Source organism: Pseudidiomarina mangrovi, from assembly GCF_003999375.1.
Taxonomy (GTDB): domain Bacteria; phylum Pseudomonadota; class Gammaproteobacteria; order Enterobacterales; family Alteromonadaceae; genus Pseudidiomarina; species Pseudidiomarina mangrovi.
Genome location: NZ_RJLC01000014.1, coordinates 18,491 through 33,598, shown reverse-complemented (window position 1 = coordinate 33,598; position 15,108 = coordinate 18,491). Strand labels below are relative to the sequence as shown.

At 52.0% G+C, this 15,108-nt stretch carries 14 protein-coding genes and 4 tRNA genes; 17 read left to right on the top strand and 1 reads right to left on the bottom strand.

Translation table 11 applies throughout. From position 1 onward, the window contains the following. The first annotated feature begins 135 nt into the window (after positions 1-135). The 3 genes from EFO84_RS05900 to EFO84_RS05890 are packed head-to-tail and all read left to right on the top strand — an operon-like array spanning position 136 to position 2,190. Positions 136-684 (top strand): DUF1415 domain-containing protein, encoded by a 549-nt coding sequence (locus EFO84_RS05900; RefSeq protein ID WP_127347132.1) that lies wholly within the window; start codon positions 136-138, stop codon positions 682-684. Then, positions 684-1,547, top strand: coding sequence for a sensor domain-containing protein (locus tag EFO84_RS05895; RefSeq protein ID WP_127347131.1), 864 nt, complete (start codon positions 684-686; stop codon positions 1,545-1,547). Before EFO84_RS05900 ends, EFO84_RS05895 begins: the two co-directional genes overlap by 1 nt. Continuing rightward, positions 1,540-2,190: a DUF4919 domain-containing protein gene (locus tag EFO84_RS05890; RefSeq protein WP_127347130.1), complete on the top strand. Its 651-nt coding sequence runs from the start codon at positions 1,540-1,542 to the stop codon at positions 2,188-2,190. The genes EFO84_RS05895 and EFO84_RS05890 overlap by 8 nt, the downstream gene beginning before the upstream one ends. A 13-nt stretch (positions 2,191-2,203) precedes the next feature. Here EFO84_RS05890 and queG read toward each other — a convergent pair whose 3' ends face one another. Beyond that, positions 2,204-3,325: a tRNA epoxyqueuosine(34) reductase QueG gene (gene queG, locus EFO84_RS05885; RefSeq protein WP_127347129.1), complete on the bottom strand. Its 1,122-nt coding sequence runs from the start codon at positions 3,323-3,325 to the stop codon at positions 2,204-2,206. Positions 3,326-3,449: 124 nt separating this feature from the next. Between queG and tsaE the strand changes: the two genes are divergently transcribed. The 14 genes from tsaE (at position 3,450) to EFO84_RS05815 (ending at position 14,933) form a co-directional block, all read left to right on the top strand. Then, a complete protein-coding gene (gene tsaE, locus EFO84_RS05880; protein ID WP_127347128.1) occupies positions 3,450-3,920 on the top strand; it encodes a tRNA (adenosine(37)-N6)-threonylcarbamoyltransferase complex ATPase subunit type 1 TsaE in 471 nt (156 codons plus the stop codon). After that, positions 3,917-5,236, top strand: coding sequence for an N-acetylmuramoyl-L-alanine amidase (locus tag EFO84_RS05875; protein WP_127347127.1), 1,320 nt, complete (start codon positions 3,917-3,919; stop codon positions 5,234-5,236). The genes tsaE and EFO84_RS05875 overlap by 4 nt, the downstream gene beginning before the upstream one ends. A 9-nt stretch (positions 5,237-5,245) precedes the next feature. Beyond that, the gene (mutL, locus tag EFO84_RS05870) at positions 5,246-7,045 is read left to right on the top strand and encodes a DNA mismatch repair endonuclease MutL (protein WP_127347126.1); all 1,800 of its coding nucleotides are present in this window, start codon (positions 5,246-5,248) and stop codon (positions 7,043-7,045) included. Then, positions 7,042-8,010, top strand: coding sequence for a tRNA (adenosine(37)-N6)-dimethylallyltransferase MiaA (miaA, locus tag EFO84_RS05865; protein ID WP_127347433.1), 969 nt, complete (start codon positions 7,042-7,044; stop codon positions 8,008-8,010). Before mutL ends, miaA begins: the two co-directional genes overlap by 4 nt. A gap of 158 nt (positions 8,011-8,168) precedes the next feature. Further along, entirely contained in the window at positions 8,169-8,420 is a 252-nt protein-coding gene (gene hfq, locus EFO84_RS05860) for an RNA chaperone Hfq (RefSeq protein WP_127347125.1), read from the top strand. Positions 8,421-8,442: 22 nt separating this feature from the next. Further along, the gene (gene hflX / locus EFO84_RS05855) at positions 8,443-9,738 is read left to right on the top strand and encodes a ribosome rescue GTPase HflX (RefSeq protein WP_127347124.1); all 1,296 of its coding nucleotides are present in this window, start codon (positions 8,443-8,445) and stop codon (positions 9,736-9,738) included. Between the two features lie 49 nt (positions 9,739-9,787). Continuing rightward, the gene (gene hflK, locus EFO84_RS05850; RefSeq protein ID WP_127347123.1) at positions 9,788-10,969 is read left to right on the top strand and encodes an FtsH protease activity modulator HflK; all 1,182 of its coding nucleotides are present in this window, start codon (positions 9,788-9,790) and stop codon (positions 10,967-10,969) included. Positions 10,970-10,972: 3 nt separating this feature from the next. Continuing rightward, entirely contained in the window at positions 10,973-11,860 is an 888-nt protein-coding gene (hflC, locus tag EFO84_RS05845; RefSeq protein WP_127347122.1) for a protease modulator HflC, read from the top strand. A gap of 13 nt (positions 11,861-11,873) precedes the next feature. Continuing rightward, positions 11,874-13,043, top strand: coding sequence for an aminotransferase class V-fold PLP-dependent enzyme (locus tag EFO84_RS05840; protein WP_127347121.1), 1,170 nt, complete (start codon positions 11,874-11,876; stop codon positions 13,041-13,043). Between the two features lie 99 nt (positions 13,044-13,142). After that, complete coding sequence (locus tag EFO84_RS05835; protein ID WP_127347120.1) at positions 13,143-14,441, top strand: adenylosuccinate synthase; 1,299 nt, start codon at positions 13,143-13,145, stop codon at positions 14,439-14,441. Positions 14,442-14,530: 89 nt separating this feature from the next. Continuing rightward, positions 14,531-14,606 (top strand) — tRNA-Thr (locus EFO84_RS05830). Between the two features lie 15 nt (positions 14,607-14,621). After that, positions 14,622-14,706 (top strand) — tRNA-Tyr (locus tag EFO84_RS05825). A 62-nt stretch (positions 14,707-14,768) separates the two neighbouring features. After that, positions 14,769-14,843 (top strand) — tRNA-Gly (locus tag EFO84_RS05820). 14 nt (positions 14,844-14,857) lie between these two features. Next, positions 14,858-14,933 (top strand) — tRNA-Thr (locus EFO84_RS05815). Positions 14,934-15,108 lie beyond the last annotated feature (175 nt).

The window sequence follows — 15,108 nt, the reverse complement described above, 5'->3', positions numbered from 1 at the left end:
GCACAAAAATTGAGCGCGCAATCTACTCGTTTTAGCGCCAAATTACAAAGGAAGTTTGCGTTGTAATGCTTATTTTGAGCCGACTATGTGCTAGTTTATTGGCTATCACATACTTTTATAACTGAGACCGCCGCCATGTCTGCTGAGATCACACAAACCAAAGCGTGGGTTGCGGGCGTTATTGTTAAGTACAACATTTGTCCGTTTGCCCGCGCTGAATTAGAGCGCGATAGTATTCGTTATGTGCAAGCGGATAGCAGTGATACAGCGTCAGTGTTAGCGCAGCTCATTGCCGAGTGTCAGTGGCTTGATGACAACCCGCAAACCGCCACCACGCTGCTAATAGTACCAAGCGGTTACGATGACTTTTATCAGTACTTGGACCTGCTCGACATGGCCACCGAATTGTTGGCGCTAGAGGGTTACGAAGGCATTTACCAGTTGGCTAGCTTTCATCCTGACTATTGTTTTGCCGGTAGCCACGCCAATGACCCGGCCAATTACACCAATCGCGCACCCTACCCGGTGCTGCATATTTTGCGTGAAGCCGATGTCAGCCGAGTGATGCAAAACGCCGATGATGCTGATGATATTGTGGCTCGAAATATTGAATTTGCGCGGCGCAAAGGAGCCGACTTCTTTGTGCAATTATTAAAGACAGTGAAGGAGTCGCAGCCAAGCTAATGGAACAAGCAAACTTTAATCTTAGCCAGTATTTAGATGTGCTCTTAGAAGCCATTTGTGTGGTCAATAAAGAGGGCATTTTTATTTATGTCAGCACTGGTTGTGAGCGTATTTTCGGTTATAGCCCAGAAGAAATGGTCGGGCGGCCGATGATCAGCATGGTGCACCCCGATGACCGTGAGCGCACATTAAAAACTGCCAGCGAAATTATGCACGGTGATTACAAGATTGATTTTGAGAATCGCTATATTCGTAAAGATGGCTCGGTGGTGGATATTCTCTGGTCGGCGCAATGGTCGGCTACGGATCAAGTGCGGGTAGCCGTAGCGCGTGATGTCACACACACAAAACAAACCCTAGAACGACTGCAGCGTATTGCATTTTTTGACCCGTTGACGGGGCTACCGAATCGCCAGTTGTTTCGTGATCGCTTACATATGGCGATGAGTCGCGTTCGCCGCGAGACCCGACAATTGGCTGTGCTATTCATTGATTTAGATAAATTCAAGCAGGTCAATGACGTGTTTGGCCACTTAGTCGGCGATCAGTTATTAATTGATGTTGCCGAGCGCCTAAAACATCAGGTTCGTGAAACCGATACCGTAGCGCGTTTTGGTGGTGACGAGTTTGTATTGCTGATTGATAGTGTAGAGACTAGCGACCAAGTTCACCGTATCGCTGATAAAGTGGTGCAGGCTTTGCGCCAACCGTTTACCGTTAAATCTGAACGAATACCGATGCCCGCAAGTATTGGTTTAGCGATGTACCCGGTGCATGGTGATAGTGCTGAAGCATTATTGCATCACGCCGACAGCGCCATGTACCGCGCTAAAAAAGCTGGAGGAAATCAGGTCCATGATTAATGTATTACGCCCTATACAACGCTGGTTAGTGCTATCGGTCAGTCTATTTTTAGCTGCTTGTGCGTCGGTGCAAGACCCAGCGTCGAGTGCCAGTGAGCTGGCTGCCACGGCCGAATATGAGCAGCAAATCGCCTGGATTAAAAGCGCAGACAGCCAAGCTGATTTTGCCAAGTTGCGCGAGTCCTTTACCCGCACTGCTAGCTATAGGCCTTATATCGAGCGTTCAGTGGATGATGCTATCGAACTGTTCGAGCAACAGCAGTTTGCCGAATGCCTCGTGGCCGTCGAGAAAGTACTAGCGCGCCAATATGGCCATCTTCAAGGGCATTTTTTGGCCATGGTGTGCCATCGCGAATTGGGTAATAACCAGCAAGCCGACTTTCATGATTCGGTAGTGCGGGGGTTGCTGGCGTCAATTGATAGCAGCGGCGATGGCAGTTCCGTTGCTACAGCCATGACAACCTATGACATGCAAGAGCTATACAGCTACCTAGAATTCATGGGGCTTAAACCGGTCAGCCAAGCGCTGATTAGCGACAACGACCGTTGGTACGACGTGATGACCGTTACCTATGAGGATGAGCAGCGCGAGTTTGATCTGTACTTTGACATCACCCGCCAGTTTACTCGCGGTTTCAAGTAGTGCACTGGTGCGCTTAGGCATCGCGCGGTAAGCCACGCTCCACCGCCCGTACCAAGCGCAACACTTGCTTCTCAACCTGCGCCACGCCACTGCGCTGGCGCGCTAGTGCCCATTCAATGTGCTCCGCCACCAGTGCAGACGCACTCGGCAAGCGCTGTTCGAGAGCAGCGATAATATCTTCGGCAGCGGTAGCATTACCCAACGCCACAGCCAGATTACGCGACCAACGTTCAAAGCCGATGCGGCGAATCGGCGACCCTTCAGTTTGGCGCAAAAACTGTGCTTCATCCCATTGCCATAAGGTCAACAGTTCGGGTGCATGCAGGTCTTTACGTGGAGCAAAATCACCCTCGTCGGTAAGCTTGGCATAACGGTTCCACGGGCACACCAGCTGGCAATCATCGCAGCCATAAATACGATTACCAAGCAGCGGCCGAAATTGTTCGGGAATTGCGCCTTTCAACTCAATAGTCAGATAGGAAATACAGCGCCGCGCATCTAGCACATAGGGTTCAATAATGGCTTGGGTGGGGCAAATGGTGATACAGGCGGTGCAACTACCGCATTTCTCCTGCACCGGTTGATCCGTCGGCAACGGTAAGTTAACCAGCAGCTCGCCTAAAAAGAACCATGATCCGCCTTGTTCATCGAGTACTAAGGTGTGCTTGCCGGTCCAGCCGAGACCAGCTTTTACTGCCAGCGGGCGCTCCATAATCGGCGCCGAATCAACAAATGGCCGATAGTCGAGCTCAGCACAAGCCTGTTGAATGCGTTGACCCAGCTGTTTGAGGCGGTTACGCAGCAATTTGTGGTAGTCGCGACCCAGCGCGTAGCGGCTGATATAACCCAAGCGTGGATTTTTCAGGGTGCGGGCAAAACCAGCTTCGGCGGGCAGGTAATTCATGCGTACTGAAATCGCCCGCACGCTGCCGGGGTGAAGCAAGGCTGGGTCAGCGCGCAGCTCAGCATGCCGCGCTAGATAATCCATTTCGCCGTGCATGCCGAGCTCGAGCCAGCGTTTCAGGGCAGCTTGCTCGGCGCTCACATCAAGATCAGTGATGCCGACTTTTTGAAAGCCAAGTTCTTTACCCCACTGTTTTATGTCTGCTGCGAGTTGCTGAAAATCCATGCTCATGCCTTAGCTGTCCACTCATTGAGGCTTACAAAATAGCAAACAAAACGCCGCACTGCACCTGCTGCGAAGCTGACAGAACATGGTACACTTAGCCCAGTAAACCAAGTGTGATAAAGGTTAGGGCATGCACGTAAAACAATTTTTAGCGCTCGATGAAGCAACCTTAATGGCGATTGCTGCGCGCCTTGCTGAGCAGGTGTCGCTGCAAGGCAATTCTGCCACCCTCACGCTCTACCTTTATGGTGAGCTAGGAGCTGGTAAAACCACCTTTAGTCGGGGCTTTATTCAGGCTTTAGGTCACAGCGGCAAGGTCAAAAGCCCAACCTATACCTTGGTAGAAAGTTATCAACTGCCACCGTGGCAACTGCATCATTTTGATCTTTACCGTTTGGCCGACCCAGAAGAGCTTGAATTCATGGGCATTCGTGATTACCTTGGTGAACATCATATCATTTTGGCGGAATGGCCCCAGCGCGGTAGCGGCTGGTTACCCAAAGCCGATATAACCATAAGCATTGATTATGCGGGTACAGCGCGATCAATGACACTCGAAGCGCTAACCGAACGAGGTCGAGGATTACTCGAAACACTGTGAACCAGCGAAGCTTAGGCCTACTCATTTGTCTGCTGTTGCTGTTAGCCCTGTCACCAGCATGGGGCAGCACCAGTATTGCTGCCGTGCGCGTTGGCCCAGAGCCAGACAAAACGCGGGTGGTGTTTGACCTATCTGCAGCTCCCGATTATTCCTATTTCACCATTGACGACAATTTGCCGCACCGCTTGGTGATCGACTTTAAAGCCACGCAACTAGCGGTGAATCTCGCCAGCGTGCCGACCGAATCGTTGCTGATTAATAAACTTCGTACCAGCACCCCAGCTACTAAAGGCGGTACCCGGGTGGTATTTGAGCTGGCGCAAAAACTCACTCCAACGCTTTTTGTGTTGCCGCCCGGTGATGGCTTTGGTCACCGCCTGGTGGTGGATTTACCCGGACAAAGTGTCAAACGCAGCGAACAGGCCTTGAGTGTTGATCAACTGCAAGAGCGCAAGGTCACCATTGCTATTGATGCTGGTCATGGCGGCAATGATCCGGGCTCGATTGGCCCCACCGGCTTGCAAGAAAAGCGCGTGGTTCTGAGCGTCGCCAAAGCCTTAGCCGATATGATCAATGCCGACCCCGGCATGCAAGCCTATTTAATTCGCACGGGTGACTATTATGTAGGGTTGCGCGGGCGCTCACGCAAAGCCGAAGAAATTAATGCCGATTTGTTGATTTCAATTCACGCCGATGCCTTTACCTCACCGCAGCCACGCGGCGCATCGGTGTGGGTATTATCCACGCGCCGCGCCAATACTGAGTTAGGTCGCTTACTCGAAGATAAAGAGCGGCTTGGTGATGTGCTGGCCGGCATCGATAGCAGTGAAACCGATCAAGATAACCAGTTGCAGCGTATTTTAGCCGGCGTGCAACTAGACGGCATCATGACCATTGGCTTTGAGGCGGCACAAGAGGTGGTCAGCGAGCTCGGTAAAATCACTCGCTTGCACAAACGCGAACCGCAGCATGCCAGCTTTGCCGTGCTAACCGCCGGTAATGTGCCGTCCATGCTGGTCGAAACCGGGTTTATCTCAAATCCTGATGAAGAAAAGCTATTAGCCAGTAACAAGCATCAGCAGCAACTTGCTCGTGCTATTTATAATGGTGTGCGCGCGCATTTTACCCGTAAACCACCCGACGGTACCCTGTTTGCCACCAGCCGCTCTATGGAGCATGTGGTCAAACGCGGCGAGAGTTTGTCGGTGATTGCTAAGCGCTATAACACCTCGGTGGCGGCCATCAAGCAACATAACAACCTTAAAAGCGACACCGTACGTATCGGCCAAAAGCTGCAAATTCCGAGCTCTCGGTAGGAGCGCGCTATGCCGATTAAATTACTCCCCATCAGTTTGGCCAATCAGATAGCCGCCGGCGAAGTGATCGAACGACCCTCATCGGTGGTCAAGGAACTGGTCGAAAATAGTTTAGATGCTGGCGCTGACGCCATTGTTATTGACATTGAGCAGGGCGGTCGTCGACGTATTCGTATTCGCGATAACGGCAGTGGTATTGCTCAGCATGAACTGAGCCTGGCGTTGAGCCGTCATGCCACCAGCAAGATTAGCTCGCTGGCCGATTTAGAAGCCATTCTGAGCATGGGTTTTCGTGGCGAGGCACTCGCGAGTATCAGTTCAGTAGCACGCTTGACCCTGACCTCGAAAACCGCAGCACAAAGCGAAGCCTGGGAGGCTTGGGTAGAAGGGCGCGATATGACCGCGCATATTCAACCGGCCAGTCACCCAAACGGTACCACTGTGGATGTGCAAGATTTGTTCTTCAATACCCCGGCGCGGCGCAAGTTCTTGCGTACCGACAAAACCGAATTCGCGCATATTGATGAAGTGGTTAAACGCCTTGCCCTAGCGCGTTTTGATGTGCGTTTTAGCCTCAATCACAATCATAAATTAGTGCGTCAGTATCCCGCAGTAAGCACCAGCGGTTATGCCGACCGCGTGGCGCGGGTGTGTGGTAGCGGCTTTGTGGAAGAAGCTGCTTATGTTGACGAGAGTGCAGCGAGCTGGCGGCTGTGGGGTTGGATAAGCCCACCGCAAGCCTGTCGTCATCAAGCCGATGTGCAGTATTTTTACGTGAATGGGCGGATGCTCAAAGACCGTTTGCTCGGTCATGCCATACGTCAAGCCTACGGCGATCAACTGCACGATGAACGCAGCCCAACTTTTGTGCTGTATTTGGAGCTGCCGGCCAGTGAGGTTGATGTCAACGTGCACCCGGCTAAGCACGAAGTACGCTTTCAGCAAGCGCGGCAAATCCATGACTTTATTATGCAAGCGCTGCGCCCCTTGTTGCAGCGACCGCCACCGCCATTAGCTACCACGAGCGCAACTAGCAGCGCAGCGAGCACAGCACAGCCTGATTGGCAGCGGGCTCAGCATCAGTATCGCCCCGCTGCGGCTGATATTGCTGCGCAGTTACAGGCGCTGCAGCCGCTCAACCGCTCGCCATTGCCGGCCGTCATGGAACCCACAGTGGTGCCCAAATCGGTGCCCACAGTGGAGCCAGCATCATCAAGTACAACGCCACCGGCAAGCGTACCGCTCGGCTCGAACACCAGCATGCCGTGGCGGGTATTGACCGTAGTGCAGCAGCGTTTTGCCTTGCTACAACGGCTACTCGAGCAGGGGCAGTCGGCACCATTGCTATTACTTGATTTGCAACGGGTGCAGCAACGCGCTCTAGCGGCACAGTATGCCGAGCAGTTTACTACCGGTTTAGCCGGTCAACCGTTATTGATACCGGTGCAATTGAGCAATAGCGAAGCGATCGCGCAGGCTAAGCAAATTCCACCAGCATTGCTAGCACGGTTAGGGGTAATGTTAGAGTGGCAACGGCAACAGTGCATCGTGAAGCAAGTACCCTCAGCGCTGCGGCAAACCAACATCAATCAGACCTTGCCGGAGTTGTTGGCGCGCCTATGTGATCGCGCCGCCGACCAAGAGCAGTTGCCGCAAAGTTTGTGGCTGTGGTTGGCGCAGTTGCAGGTCGCTACGCAGTACAGTGCAACCCAAGCGGAACATTGGTTGCAGCAGTGGTTGCAGTGGCAACAGCCGCCGCAGTATACCGTGGCACTGACGCTGCCGACCTTGGCGGAGCCACTCAAATGACCGCTAACGCCAAAGTCATCTGCTTGTACGGGCCCACGGCGGCGGGTAAAACCGCCTTAGCTATTGCACTGGCGCAGCGTTTACCGGCGGATATCATTTCCGTTGATTCGGCATTGATTTATCGCGGTATGGATATTGGCTCAGCCAAACCAACCGCGGCAGAACTGGCGCTGGCGCCGCATCGACTGATTGATATCTGCGACCCCAGCGAGAGTTATTCAGCGGCACAGTTTGCGCACGACGCTCGCCAACACATAGACGCCATTATTGCCGCCGGTCGCACGCCGTTGTTGGTGGGCGGCACCATGCTGTATTTCAAAGCATTGCTCGAGGGCATGTCCAAGTTACCGGCTGCTGATCCGGCCATACGCGCGGAATTACAGCAGCGCCTCGACCAGCAGGGTAGTGCCTTATTACATCAACAACTCGCTGCGGTTGACCCAGTTAGCGCCGCGCGTATTCACCCCAATGACCCGCAACGGATCACCCGGGCACTCGAGGTCTTTCTGACCACTGGCAGCAGCCTCACCAGCTTGACCGCTGAGCGCCATGGCGCCCTGCCGTACCCGGTGGTACAGCTGGCTGTAGCGCCAGTGAGCCGAACCCTACTGCATGAACGTATTGAACTTCGATTTCGGCAAATGGTCTCAGCAGGACTACAAGCAGAAGTTGAAGCCTTACGTGCGCGTGGTGATCTGCACCGCGATCTACCCGCTATTCGTAGCGTCGGCTATCGACAAATGTGGGAGTATCTCGACGGCGATTACGGTGACGGCGCTAGCGCTTATGAAGAGATGATTAATCGCGGTATTTTTGCCAGTCGTCAGCTGGCCAAACGGCAACTGACTTGGTTACGCAAATGGCCCGGTGTGCAATGGCTCGATAGCTTGGCTGCAGATGCCGAGCAGCAAGCTTGGTTAGCGTGCCAACAAGCGGGCCAACAGTTTACCGATTTGCTCCCTTGAAAAGCGGCAAATCAGCCATATATTCAAACTATTGGTAAAATAGTTGTATCGACACTGTGAATTTTTGCAGCTTGTTCTATAGTGATAGTGAACTGGCAAAAGGATGAAGTTGATCGCTGCTAGATACAAACAATAACAACAAAAAAAAGGATGCAGACATGGCGAAGGGGCAAACGTTACAAGACCCATTTTTGAACGCGTTACGGCGCGAGCGCGTTCCAGTATCAATTTATTTGGTCAATGGTATTAAGTTGCAGGGCCAGATCGAAAGTTTCGATCAATTCGTAATCTTATTGAAGAATACCGTCAGTCAAATGGTTTACAAACATGCCATTTCTACGGTTGTACCAGCGCGAATTCCGGCAAACTATTTGCCGACCCCAGATGGTAGCGAAGACGCTGTTGATTAACTAACGCAGGAGTAGTGATAGCTTGTTTGATAGGTTTGAAAGTGGTGAACAGGCTGTCCTGGTGCATGTTGATTTTCACGCAGAAATAGATCGTGAAGACCTCTCTGAACTGAAATTACTGGTGAGCTCTGCCGGTGTTACCACCCTTGGGGTGGTGACCGCCTCGCGCAGCACGCCCAGCTCGCGTTATTTTGTTGGTAGCGGTAAAGCCGAAGAAATTGCTGAACAGGTCAAGCTGCTCGGTGCCAACGTGGTGATCTTCAACCACAGCTTAAGCCCCACGCAAGAACGTAACCTTGAAAAACTTTGCCAATGCCGGGTGGTCGATCGTACTGGCTTAATTCTAGATATCTTCGCCCAGCGTGCACGTACCCACGAAGGTAAGTTACAAGTGGAGCTGGCGCAGCTTAAGCATATTTCTACCCGCCTGGTGCGAGGCTGGACTCACTTAGAACGGCAAAAGGGTGGTATCGGCTTGCGTGGCCCGGGTGAAACCCAGCTAGAAACCGACCGCCGCTTAATTCGTGGCCGCATCAAAAATATTCTTGGCCGACTGGAGAAAGTCCAGAAGCAACGTGAGCAAGGGCGGCGCGCACGGCAACGGGCAGAAATTCCAACGGTATCACTGGTGGGCTACACCAACGCCGGTAAATCCACCTTGTTTAATCGCATCACAGAAGCCGGCGTGTATGCTGCTGACCAATTGTTCGCAACGCTAGACCCAACGTTGCGTAAGCTCGAACTTGCTGATGTGGGCACGGTGATTTTGGCCGATACGGTTGGCTTTATTCGACATTTGCCGCACGACCTCGTTGCTGCCTTCAAGGCTACTTTGCAAGAAACCCAAGAAGCAGACCTGTTGTTGCATGTGATGGACATCAACGACGATCGCCAACAAGACAATATGCTGCAAGTGCAGGATGTATTGACGGAAATTGGCGCCGATGAAGTGCCGCAATTAATCATTTGTAACAAAATTGACCAAGTGCCAGAACTCAGCCCGCGTATTGATTATGATGAGCAAGGTAAGCCGATGCGCGTGTGGTTATCGGCGCAAACTGGCGCTGGCGTGGAGCTGGTGCAACAGGCGCTGGTACAACGCTTGCGGCCGCAGATGGTGAATCTGTCGTTACGAATTCCGCCCTCAATGGGTAAGTTACGTGGTAAGCTGTACGCCTTAAACAGTGTGACCGCAGAACAACCGAGCGATGATGGTCAAATGGCCATGCAAGTACGTATGTCACAGGTAGACTGGCAGCGTTTGTGTAAGCAGGTCAGCGACGAATATGGCGATAGTCTGCAAGCATTTGTAGAATAGCAGACCCGATTTTTTAACTGGTAGTATCAACTCTTAAGTGGAGTATTCAATGGCTTGGAACCAACCGGGAAACGGCAATCAAAATGACCGTGATCCATGGAAAAACCAGGGCGGACGCGAGCAAGGTCCACCCGATCTTGATGAAGCGGTTCGTAACTTGCTGAGTAAGCTTGGCTTTGGTGGCGGTAATAAACGCCCTGCCAATGGCGGCGGTAGCAGCGGTGGTGCGGCATCACGCGGTTTCGGTGTGATTGCAATTATTGCTGTGGCGATCTGGTTTATTGCTGGTTTTTATACCGTCAAAGAAGCTGAACGTGGCGTGGTCTTGCGCTTCGGTCAGTACTCTGATTTAGTCGAGTCGGGCTTGCATTGGCGGCCAGTGTTCATCGACAGCGTACAAACGGTGGACGTTAACAACGTCAAGCAGTTCCAATCTGAAGGCTTTATGCTGACTCAGGATGAGAACGTGGTGCAGGTAGAGCTGGACGTACAATACCGTGTGGTTAATCCACGTGATTATTTGTTCGCCGTGGAAAATGCCGACCGCAGCTTAGCTCAAGCAACCGACTCAGCCTTACGTTATGTGGTAGGCCACAGCTCAATGGATGAAGTACTGACCGTTGGCCGTGAAGTGGTGCGTAGCCGTACACTGGAACTTCTTGAAACCATGATCCAACCCTATCAGTTGGGCATTCAAGTGGTTGACGTGAACTTACTGCCGGCGCGTCCGCCAGAAGCAGTTAAAGATGCTTTCGATGACGCGATTTCAGCACAAGAAGATGAGCAACGTTACATTCGTGAAGCTGAAGCCTATGCGCGTGAGCGCGAGCCGCTAGCGCGTGGTCAGGTGCGCCGTATCCAACAAGATGCGCAAGCCTACCGTGAGCAAACTATCTTAAAAGCCCAGGGTGAAGTAGCTCGCTTTGAACAATTGTTGCCGCAATATAAAGCTGCACCAGTGGTTACCCGCGAGCGTTTGTATATCGAAACCTTAGAAAAAATCTATGCCAACAGCGCCAAGATCATGGTCGACGTAGAGGGCAGCAACAATATGCTCTATCTGCCACTCGATAAAATTCTTGAAACCCAACGTGGCGGCGCCACCCAGAATCAGTTGCAACAGCAGAAAGAACAACCCTTAACGCTGCCGCAACAACGTCAACCAACTACCCAAAGTGGTGGTATGAACGATATGGGTCGTACCGTTGACCGTAGCAGTGGGAGAGGCTAACGCATGAAAAATCTATTTGCAGTTTTAGTGATTGTCGCAGCCGTACTTGGCTTTTCATCGTTATTTGTAGTCAATGAAGGCGAGCGCGCTATTGTGGTGCAATTCGGTAAGGTACAGCGTGATGCTGATACCGGTTTGCCGAAAGTGTTTGAGCCAGGCCTGCATTTCAAATTGCCCTTTATTGAGCAAGTGAAAGCCATGGACGCGCGCTTCAAAACACTTGATGGCGAAGCCGACCGTTTTACCACCAGCGAGAAAAAAGACTTAATTGTTGATACCTATGTGAAGTGGCGTATTTCTGATTTTGCCACCTATTATTTATCAACCAATGGCGGCAACCAGCGTCAAGCCGAAGACTTGTTAACACGTCGAGTTAACAGTGGTCTGCGTGCTGAATTCGGTAACCGTACCATTAAAGACATCGTTTCTGGTGAGCGTGATGACTTGATGCGCGACGCGCTGATCAAAAGTGCTGATAGCGCCCAAGAACTGGGTATCGAAGTGATTGACGTGCGGGTCATGCAAATCAACCTGCCGAATGAAGTGAGTCAATCGATCTTCCAGCGTATGCGGGCAGAGCGTCAAGCGGTAGCCATGGAGCACCGCTCAGAAGGTCAAGAACAGGCTGAATTCATTCGTGCCGATGTCGACGCCCGGGTGACGGTGATGTTGGCTGACGCTGAGCGTGAATCACGGCAGATTCGTGGTGAAGGTGAAGCAGAAGCGGCCGGTATTTATGCCAAGGCCTACAATCGCGACCCTGAATTTTATGCCTTCATGCGCAGCTTGCAAGCCTATGAGGCGAGCTTTGCCAACGGCAATGACATTTTAGTGTTAGAACCAGAAAGCGATTTCTTCCGTTATCTGAAATCGTTGAGCGGTAAAGGCTAATTGATAAGCGGCCATGGTGAGCTACAAGCAGCACTATCAGGGCTTTATTAGTCAGCATCCAAACAGCTTGCACTTGGCGCCACACAGCCATCATTATTGGCCTGATGTGACCCGCCAAGCGCAGCTGGACTATTGGACCGATAGTGCCGCTGGCGTTGACCACAAATGGGATACTATTTTTGCCGAGCGTATCCCTGCCGTGCAGCGTGGTTTAGCGCAGTTGCTGAACCACCCTGACCCGCAACAATTGGTATTTGCCAGTAATACCCACGAATTACTCTATCGCTTAATGACTTGTTTCAGTGCCGAGCAACCTTTGCGTGTACTGACCACCGATAGTGAGTTTCATAGCTTCAGCCGGCAACTTCGACGCCTCCAAGAACGCCCGAATGTGCGCGTGACCACTATTGCAACACAGCCCTTCGCAAGTTTTCCTGAGCGTTGGCTGGCGGCGGTAAAAACCGGCGGTTATCAGCTCATTTTTATCAGTCAGGTATTTTACAATTCAGGGGTGATTGCACCCCATGTCAGCGACTGGTTGCCATGGGTGGAGCCGAGTACCGAAGTGGTGATTGATGGCTATCATGGTTGTGGTGCTATTCCTACCGATTTGAGCGCGGTGGCCGACCGTGTTTTTTACCTAGCTGGGGCCTATAAGTACTTACAGGCAGGCGAGGGCTGTTGCTTTATGGCGGTGCCCAAACACTGCCAGTTACGCCCAGAATATACCGGCTGGTTTGCTGATTTTGCCAATTTAGCCAAACCCCAAGCGGGGCCAGTCAGTTATGCCAACGATGGCTATCGCTTTGCAGGTGCCACCATGGATTTCAGCGCGCTGTACCGGCTGCAAGCGGTACTTGATTGGTGGCAAGGTGATCACCTCAGCGTAGACCAAATCCACCAGCATGTGCAGCAGCTACAACGTGCTTGTTTACAGGTGCTCAGTGAGCTGAATCACCCGCTACTCAATGAAAGCAACCGGTTACATCATGCCGGCGCCGATCACGGCCACTTTTTCACCTACCAATTACCAACTGCTGAGCTGGTGACTGAGCTCGCGCAACAGCTTGCCGCCGCCGGTATTGAAACCGATTATCGCGGTGACCGCTTGCGCTTTGGCTTTGCCTTATATCACGACGCCAGCGATTATCAGCAGCTAAAAAAGGCCTTGCAGCAGCTCTGATCGGGCTACCGTGAACAGCGATAGTCTGCTAAAATCCACGGCTGTTTTTTCAACAGCACCTAGCATTTTTAATGGTCACAAACATCTGGTATCAGCATCATGGGTAAAAACGTCGTAATTCTCGGCACGCAATGGGGTGACGAAGGCAAAGGTAAGATCGTTGATTTACTTACCGATAAAGCATCATTAGTGGTGCGTTACCAAGGCGGTCACAACGCCGGCCACACCCTGGTTATTGACGGGCAAAAAACCGTCTTGCACCTGATCCCATCAGGCGTTTTACGCGACAACGTGCGCTGTGTGATCGGTAACGGTGTGGTGCTGTCACCTGAAGCGCTGATGAAAGAAATCGGCATGCTCGAAGCCAAAGGCGTGCCAGTGCGTGAGCGCTTGCTGATTAGCGAAGCCTGTCCACTGATTCTGCCGTACCATGTAGCGCTTGACCAAGCGCGTGAAAAAGCCCGTGGCGATAAGCCGATTGGCACCACCGGTCGTGGTATCGGCCCAGCTTATGAAGATAAAGTTGCGCGTCGCGGCCTGCGGGTTGGCGATTTATGCCATTTTGAGCGGTTTGAAGAAAAACTGCGCGATGTGGTGGCCTTCCATAACTTCACCTTGGTCAACTACTACAAAGTGGACGCCGTTGACGTCGAGCAAGTGCTCGAGTACTGCCGCGGCATCGCCCAATACCTGAAAGATTTAATTGCCGATATTCCATCATTGCTTGATGACGCCCGCAAAGACGGTCAGCACATCATGTTTGAAGGCGCCCAAGGCACCTTGTTAGATATCGACCACGGTACTTATCCGTACGTGACCTCATCGAACACCACTGCCGGTGGCGTATCAACTGGTGCTGGCTTTGGTCCACGTTACATCGATTACGTACTTGGCATCGTCAAGGCGTATACCACGCGTGTTGGCAGTGGCCCATTCCCAACCGAACTCGATGACGCCGTAGGCGAGCATTTAGGCGTCAAAGGTCACGAATTTGGTGCTACCACTGGGCGTAAACGTCGTACCGGTTGGTTTGATGCGGTAGCGGCTCGCCGTGCGGTGCAAATCAACTCCGTCAGCGGTTTCTGTTTGACTAAGCTAGACGTACTCGATGGCCTCACCGAATTGAAAATTTGTACTGGCTACAAGTTACCCTGTGGCAGCGTCACCGATTACCCGCCTATGGCCGCCGAAGATTACGACAACGTCGAGCCAATTTACGAAACTATGCCGGGTTGGCAGCAGAGCACGGTGGGCATCACTCGGCATCAAGATTTACCGATTGAAGCCTTAGCCTATATCAAGCGCATTGAAGTATTAACCGGCGTTCCAGTGGATATCATTTCAACCGGGCCAGACCGCGTTGAAACCATTATTCTGCGGCATCCGTTCGCTAATTAAGCGATCACGCCGCAAAGGGCAAAAAAAATGGCTTTTTCTATTGCATAGATAAAATCGATCCAATAGAATGCCGTCCACCTAACCGGGGTGCCGGTATAGCTCAGTTGGTAGAGCAACTGACTTGTAATCAGTAGGTCCCGAGTTCGACTCTTGGTGCCGGCACCAACTCAAAATTTGTCTGGAGGGGTTCCCGAGCGGTCAAAGGGATCAGACTGTAAATCTGACGGCTCAGCCTTCGCAGGTTCGAATCCTGCCCCCTCCACCAATTTGCATTGATGTTAAATGCGGTGAGTTCAGAATGGTATGAGGTGGCCCGATTCAAGGCAAGCGGGTATCGTATAATGGCTATTACCTCAGCCTTCCAAGCTGATGATGTGGGTTCGATTCCCACTACCCGCTCCATGAAAACATGTCGTGCTGATATAGCTCAGGTGGTAGAGCGCACCCTTGGTAAGGGTGAGGTCGGCGGTTCAATTCCGCCTATCAGCACCATTTATTCGGTCCAATCTCAACGTTCTCTCCCAGCCAAACACCAATGTATACGGTTAGCGTAATACATACATAAACGTGTTGAACCCAAGTAAGTTGTTCAAATTAAGAGGCTGTCATGTCAAAAGAAAAATTTAACCGCGTCAAACCGCACGTAAACGTCGGTACTATCGGCCAC